This is a genomic window from Cellulomonas septica (assembly GCF_012396155.1).
Taxonomy (GTDB): domain Bacteria; phylum Actinomycetota; class Actinomycetes; order Actinomycetales; family Cellulomonadaceae; genus Cellulomonas; species Cellulomonas septica.
Map to the genome: position 1 here is coordinate 1 of NZ_JAAXOY010000216.1, position 5,100 is coordinate 5,100.

Below are 5,100 nucleotides of genomic sequence, written 5' to 3' on the forward strand. Positions count from 1 at the left end.
CTACGACGAGCTCGAGCCCGGCACGCGCTACCTGCACCGCCCCGGACGCACGCTCACCGAGGCCGACAACGTGCTGTTCAGCACGCTGACGATGAACACGCAGGCGCTGCACCTCGACGCCGCGTGGGCGAGCGGCCCGTCGACCGACGCGCTCTTCGACGCGTGGCGCGACGGGCGCACCGGCTACCCGCTGGTCGACGCCGGGATGCGCCAGCTCCGCGCGATCGGCTGGATGCACAACCGCGTGCGCATGGTGACGGCGTCGTTCCTGGTCAAGGACCTGCACCTGCCGTGGCAGCGCGGCGCGGCGCACTTCCTCGCGTGGCTCGCCGACGGGGACGTCCCCCAGAACCAGCTCAACTGGCAGTGGGTCGCGGGCACCGGGCGCGACGCTGCGCCGTACTTCCGCGTCTTCAACCCCGTGCTGCAGGGCAAGAAGTTCGACCCCGACGGCCGGTACGTGCGGCAGTGGGTGCCCGAGCTCCGCGACGTGCCGGGCGCCGCGGTGCACGAGCCGTGGCGCCTCCCCTCCGGCGCCGCGCCGGACTACCCGCAGCGGGTCGTCGACCACGCCACCGAGCGTGAGGTCGCCCTGGAGGCGTTCGGTCGGATGCGCTGACACCGCGCCGGGCAGGGGGGCGACACGCGGCCCCGCCTCGCCGGCGACCTCAGTAGCGGAGGTCCGCCAGCACGGCCCGGTGGTCGGACGCCCACGTCCCGTCGACGGGCTCGCTGCCGAGCAGGCGCGCCGCGACCGGGTGCCCCACGCCGCCGCGCCGGCGCGTCGCCGAGAACACGTAGTCGATCCGACGGTCCGGCCACAGGAGCGTCGCCGCGTGCGGGTTGCTGCGGGACCACGTGGCGCCCGACGGGTCCGGTGCGTCGCGCGCAGCCGCGACCTCCCAGGCGTCGTAGAAGGACAGCCCGGGGACGGGCACGGCCGTCCTGCCGGTGAGCATGCGGATCTCGTCGCTCTCGGGGTCGCAGTTGAAGTCGCCGCACACGATCAGCGGCACCCGCTCGTCGGCCGCGTGCCGCACGTGCCCGAGCAGGTCGCGGACGGCGCCCTGCCGCGCCTCGCTCTCGTCGAACCACCAGGCGTCCAGGACGACGCCGTAGACCTGCAGAGCGCCCCTCGGGCCCGCGATCTCGACCTCCTCGACGCGTGCGGCGCCGAACGTGTGGCTCGCGGTCCGTGTCGTCGGCCACCGGGACAGCACCGCCACGCCGGACAGCGCGCTCTCGTCCTCCTGCGCGGGCACCCCGCTGAACGTGTGGTGCGGCAGTCCGAGCGGGCCGGCCAGCCGGGTGGCCTGGCTCTCGGTCGCGGTCGCCCACGACTCGGCGAGGACCACCACGTCGGGTCGCGCCTCGGCGAGCGTCGCGACGACGGCCGCCTCGCGCGCCTCCCAGTCGCCGTACCGGCCCCAGACGTTCCACGTCACGACGCGCACGGTCGACTCGACGAGCGCACCGTAGAAGTCCGGCGGTACGTCCGGCACGGGCGGCATCCCCTCATGCTGCCCGACGACACCCGGTGCGGTCCTGCGCAGCCGTCGCGCCGAGCGCCGGGGACGGTGCCGTCGTCACGTCGCGAGGCCGGCGTCCTCCAGGACGCCGCGGATCGTCGCGCGGGCGTGGTCGGCGAGCGGCACGTACCGGGTCCGGTAGTACGGGAGCTGCAGCAGCGCCTGGCGCAGCGCCCACCCTCGTCCACGCAGCCACGTCGCGTCGTCGTCGCCGAGTGCGGTGCGGAACGCCGCACGGGACGGGGCGTCGAAGAAGTTCCACGCGGGGCCGAGGTCGCCGGCCGGGTCGCCGAGCCCGGCGCCGCCCCAGTCGAGCAGCCCGACCAGCCGCCCGTCCCGCACGACGAGGTTGCCGGGCGCGAGGTCGCCGTGCAGCCAGACGCCGCGCCCGTCCCACGGCTCGGCCGCGCACGACTCGTGCCACGCGTGCAGGACGAGATCGACGGGGACCTCGTCCCGGACGGCCTCCGCGTCGGAGGCGACCTGGTCGGTGAGGTCGCCGAGCGGGTGCCCGCGACGCTCGTGGCGTCGACCCGGCAGGTCGAGCGCGCGCAGGCGCCGGACGACGCCCGCCAGGTCGAGCGCGAGGTCAGGGGTGGGCCGCACCGGCGTCTCCCCGGCGACCCACCGGACCACCGACCACCGCCAGGGGTAGCCGTGCCCGGGCTCGCCGGCCGCGACGGGCACCGGTGCCTCGACCTCGACGAGGCCCGCGAGCCGCTCGGTCGACGCGTGCTCGCGGTCGACGGCCTCACGCGCCCACGCGATGCGGGGCATCCGGACCGCGAGGTCGTCGCCGAGCCGGAACAGGGCGTGGTCGGTGCCGCGGTGCGGAAGGGGCTGGACGGGACGGTCGCGCCAGCGCGGGTGCTGGTCCGCGATCAGCGCGCGGACCTGGTCGGCGGTGATGGTCAGCTCGTCGTCGTGCACCGCCCGACGGTAGGACGGTGCACGACGGCGCAGCAGCGGGTTTTCCCGATGCGGGATCGGCTCGGCCCCGCTAGGCGGGCACGACCTGCGGCGTGCGGTCCCCGTCCACGGCGACGGCATCGCCCGCGGCCTCGGCCAGGGCCGCGCGGGTCGCGGCCCCCGCGTCACGGAGGTGCCCGACGAGCGCCAGGGTCAGACCGAGCACCGCCCACGCGGTCAGCGTCAGCCACGGGGCGGTCGTGTCCGCGGCCGGGAAGTACGACGTGTCGCGCAGGAGCGTCGCGCCGGCACCGGGCGGCAGCCACTGGCCGATCGCACCCCACGGCGCGGGGAGCATCTGCCACGGCATCGCCGCGGCGGCGATCGGGTTCGCGACGAGCAGGAACAGCACCGGCCCGATCGCGAGCCCGCGACGGCCGACCAGCGAGGTGAACCCGACGATGACCGCCGCGACCGCGAGGATCGTCAGCGCGACGACGCCGCTCGTCACCCAGAACGAGCCGCCGAGCACACCCCACCAGGACTGGAGGACCGCGGTGATCGCGAGGCCGCCGAGCGCGGCGTACCCGAGCACGGCCGCGACGCGGCGGCGGACGCCGACGACCGTGAGCACGATCCCGATGCCGCCGAGCATGCCGCCGAGGACGAGCGGGAACGTGGCGGCGCCGAGGACGATGCCGCGCGGGTCGCCCGCGCCGAGCGGGACGACGTCGGTGACGGTCACCGTGACGGCCTCCCCGGTCGCGGCGGCGAGCTGCGCCTGGAGGGCGGGCGCGAGCGTCGCGAGCTGCTGGGCGACCATCGGGCTGGCGGCGGAGGCGGTGAGCACCTCGGGCTGCGTCCCGAGCACGACCGCGCCGTAGACCTCGCGGGTCTCGATCAGCTCGACGGCAGCGGCGCGGTCGGCGGCCGGGACGACGTCGAAGACGCCGGGTGCCTGGGCCTCGATCCCCTGCGCGAACGGCTCCGCCGCGGCCGGCGGACCGGCGACCGCGACGGGGAGGTCGTGCGGCTCGGCGGTGACCGACGGCCAGAGGAACGCGAGCGCGACGACGGTGAGGACGGCGGCGAGCGCGGCGCCGACGGCGACGACGTGCCCCCACGGGGTGTGCGGGGTGGTGCCGGTGCGGGACATGGTGGGCTCCTCAAAAACGAATGTTCGTTCGCTGTCGAGCCTGGACCTCACCGCCCGCGCTTGTCAAGAACGTTCGTTCGTTTTTATGCTCGGGCGTGCCCAAGGTGACCGAGGAGTACCGCGCCGCCCGCCGCGACGAGATCGCGGACGCCGCCCTCCGCGCGTTCCGCCGCACCGGCTTCCAGGCGACGTCGATGGCCGACATCATCGCCGAGTCCGGCCTGTCCGCCGGCGCGATCTACGGCCACTACCCCAGCAAGGGCGCGCTCGTCGTCGGCGTCGCGTCGCGCATCGTCGGCGCCCGGCTCGGGGACATCGAGGCGCTCGCACGCACGACGCCCATGACGCCCCCGCCCGGCGTCGTCCGCGTCCTCGTCGACGCGATCCGGCGCGAGGTCGGCGACCCCGCGGTCCTCCTGCAGCTCTGGGGCGAGGCCGTCACCGACCCCGACATCGCGGACCTGGCGGTGGGCACCGTCGACCGCCTCTCCGCCGCGCTGCGGGGGTACGTGTCGCTGTGGCACCAGCGCACCCACGACGTGCCGCCCGAGGCGGCCGACGCCCTCGGCACCGAGCAGGTGCCGCTGCTGCTCGCCGCCGTCCAGGGCTACGTCATCCAGTCGACGGTCTCGCGCGACTTCGACGGCGAGGCGTACCTCGCGGCCGTCGAGCGCTACCTGCCGCGCTGACGGCCACCGGCAGCCGCGGCGGTCAGGGCGCGATCTGCGTCGCGCGGTACTCGTCCTCGAGGATCGACATGACGATCGCGTCGCACCACCCGTCGCCGTCGCGGTACGCGTCGCGTCGGCGCCCCTCGACGCGGAAGCCGATGTTCTCGTACAGGGACTTGGCGCGGGCGTTGATGCTCAGCACGTCGAGCTCGACGCGGTGCAGCCCCAACCCGTCGAACGCGAAGCCCAGCACGAGCTGGATGCCCTCGGTCCCGTACCCGCGACCGCGGTAGGCCGGGCGCATGGACAGCCGCAGGTTCGCGCTGCGCACGACCTCGTCGATGTCGTTGAGCACGATCTCGCCCAGGAACTCGTCGCTCCCGTTGGCCGTGACGGCGAAGTCGTAGCGGCCCTCGGCGGTCGCGCGGCTCGCGGCCCAGGCGTCGACCTGCTCACGCGTGAACGTCGCGGTGGTGCCCGTCAGCCGGTTGCCCTCGGCGTCCGCGAGCATGTCCCACATCGCGTCGGAGTCGTCCGCGCGGATCGGCCGGAGCACGATCATCTCGCCCTGCAGCGTCGGCTTCTCCATCGCCCGGTCGTCTCCCGTCTGCGCCGGTCGTCCCGGCGCGTCTCTCGCATCGTAGGGAGGCCGTGTGACCCCCGTGTTGCAGCGCGCCGCCGCGCCGCGCCGCACGACGTCACCCCGCGCAGCGGGCAGGCGGCTCGATGAGGTCCCACGCACCGCCGTACAGGTCCTCGAAAACGGCGACCGTGCCGTAGGACTCGTACCGGGGCTCCTCGCGGAATCGCACCCCGTGCTCGGTCATCCGCGCGT

General features: G+C 75.1%; 6 protein-coding genes. 2 read left to right on the forward strand and 4 right to left on the reverse strand.

All coding sequences use genetic code 11. From position 1 onward, the window contains the following. The coding region (locus HGA02_RS09795) for an FAD-binding domain-containing protein (protein ID WP_281357142.1) at positions 1-619 on the forward strand (619 nt) is incomplete at its 5' end. A gap of 49 nt (positions 620-668) precedes the next feature. On the opposite strand, the gene HGA02_RS09800 is transcribed toward HGA02_RS09795, so the two are convergent. From HGA02_RS09800 to HGA02_RS09810, 3 genes are all read right to left on the reverse strand, one after another. Further along, positions 669-1,511, reverse strand: a complete 843-nt coding sequence (locus tag HGA02_RS09800) for an endonuclease/exonuclease/phosphatase family protein (RefSeq protein WP_168678846.1) — start codon at positions 1,509-1,511, stop codon at positions 669-671. A 75-nt stretch (positions 1,512-1,586) separates the two neighbouring features. Then, a complete protein-coding gene (locus HGA02_RS09805) occupies positions 1,587-2,459 on the reverse strand; it encodes a phosphotransferase (RefSeq protein ID WP_168678847.1) in 873 nt (290 codons plus the stop codon). Between the two features lie 70 nt (positions 2,460-2,529). Beyond that, entirely contained in the window at positions 2,530-3,594 is a 1,065-nt protein-coding gene (locus tag HGA02_RS09810; protein WP_168678848.1) for an ABC-2 transporter permease, read from the reverse strand. Positions 3,595-3,689: 95 nt separating this feature from the next. On the opposite strand from HGA02_RS09810, the gene HGA02_RS09815 reads away from it, so the two are divergent. Further along, positions 3,690-4,283, forward strand: a complete 594-nt coding sequence (locus HGA02_RS09815) for a TetR family transcriptional regulator (protein WP_168678849.1) — start codon at positions 3,690-3,692, stop codon at positions 4,281-4,283. Positions 4,284-4,305: 22 nt separating this feature from the next. Here HGA02_RS09815 and HGA02_RS09820 read toward each other — a convergent pair whose 3' ends face one another. Beyond that, complete coding sequence (locus tag HGA02_RS09820; RefSeq protein ID WP_168678850.1) at positions 4,306-4,854, reverse strand: GNAT family N-acetyltransferase; 549 nt, start codon at positions 4,852-4,854, stop codon at positions 4,306-4,308. Positions 4,855-5,100 lie beyond the last annotated feature (246 nt).

Bases quoted from the DNA above. Each gene is read 5' to 3' on its own strand.
- HGA02_RS09800 (WP_168678846.1), bottom strand. From the start codon at position 1,511: ATGCCGCCCGTGCCGGACGTACCGCCGGACTTCTACGGTGCGCTCGTC.
- HGA02_RS09810 (WP_168678848.1), bottom strand. From the start codon at position 3,594: ATGTCCCGCACCGGCACCACCCCGCACACCCCGTGGGGGCACGTCGTC.
- HGA02_RS09820 (WP_168678850.1), bottom strand. From the start codon at position 4,854: ATGGAGAAGCCGACGCTGCAGGGCGAGATGATCGTGCTCCGGCCGATC.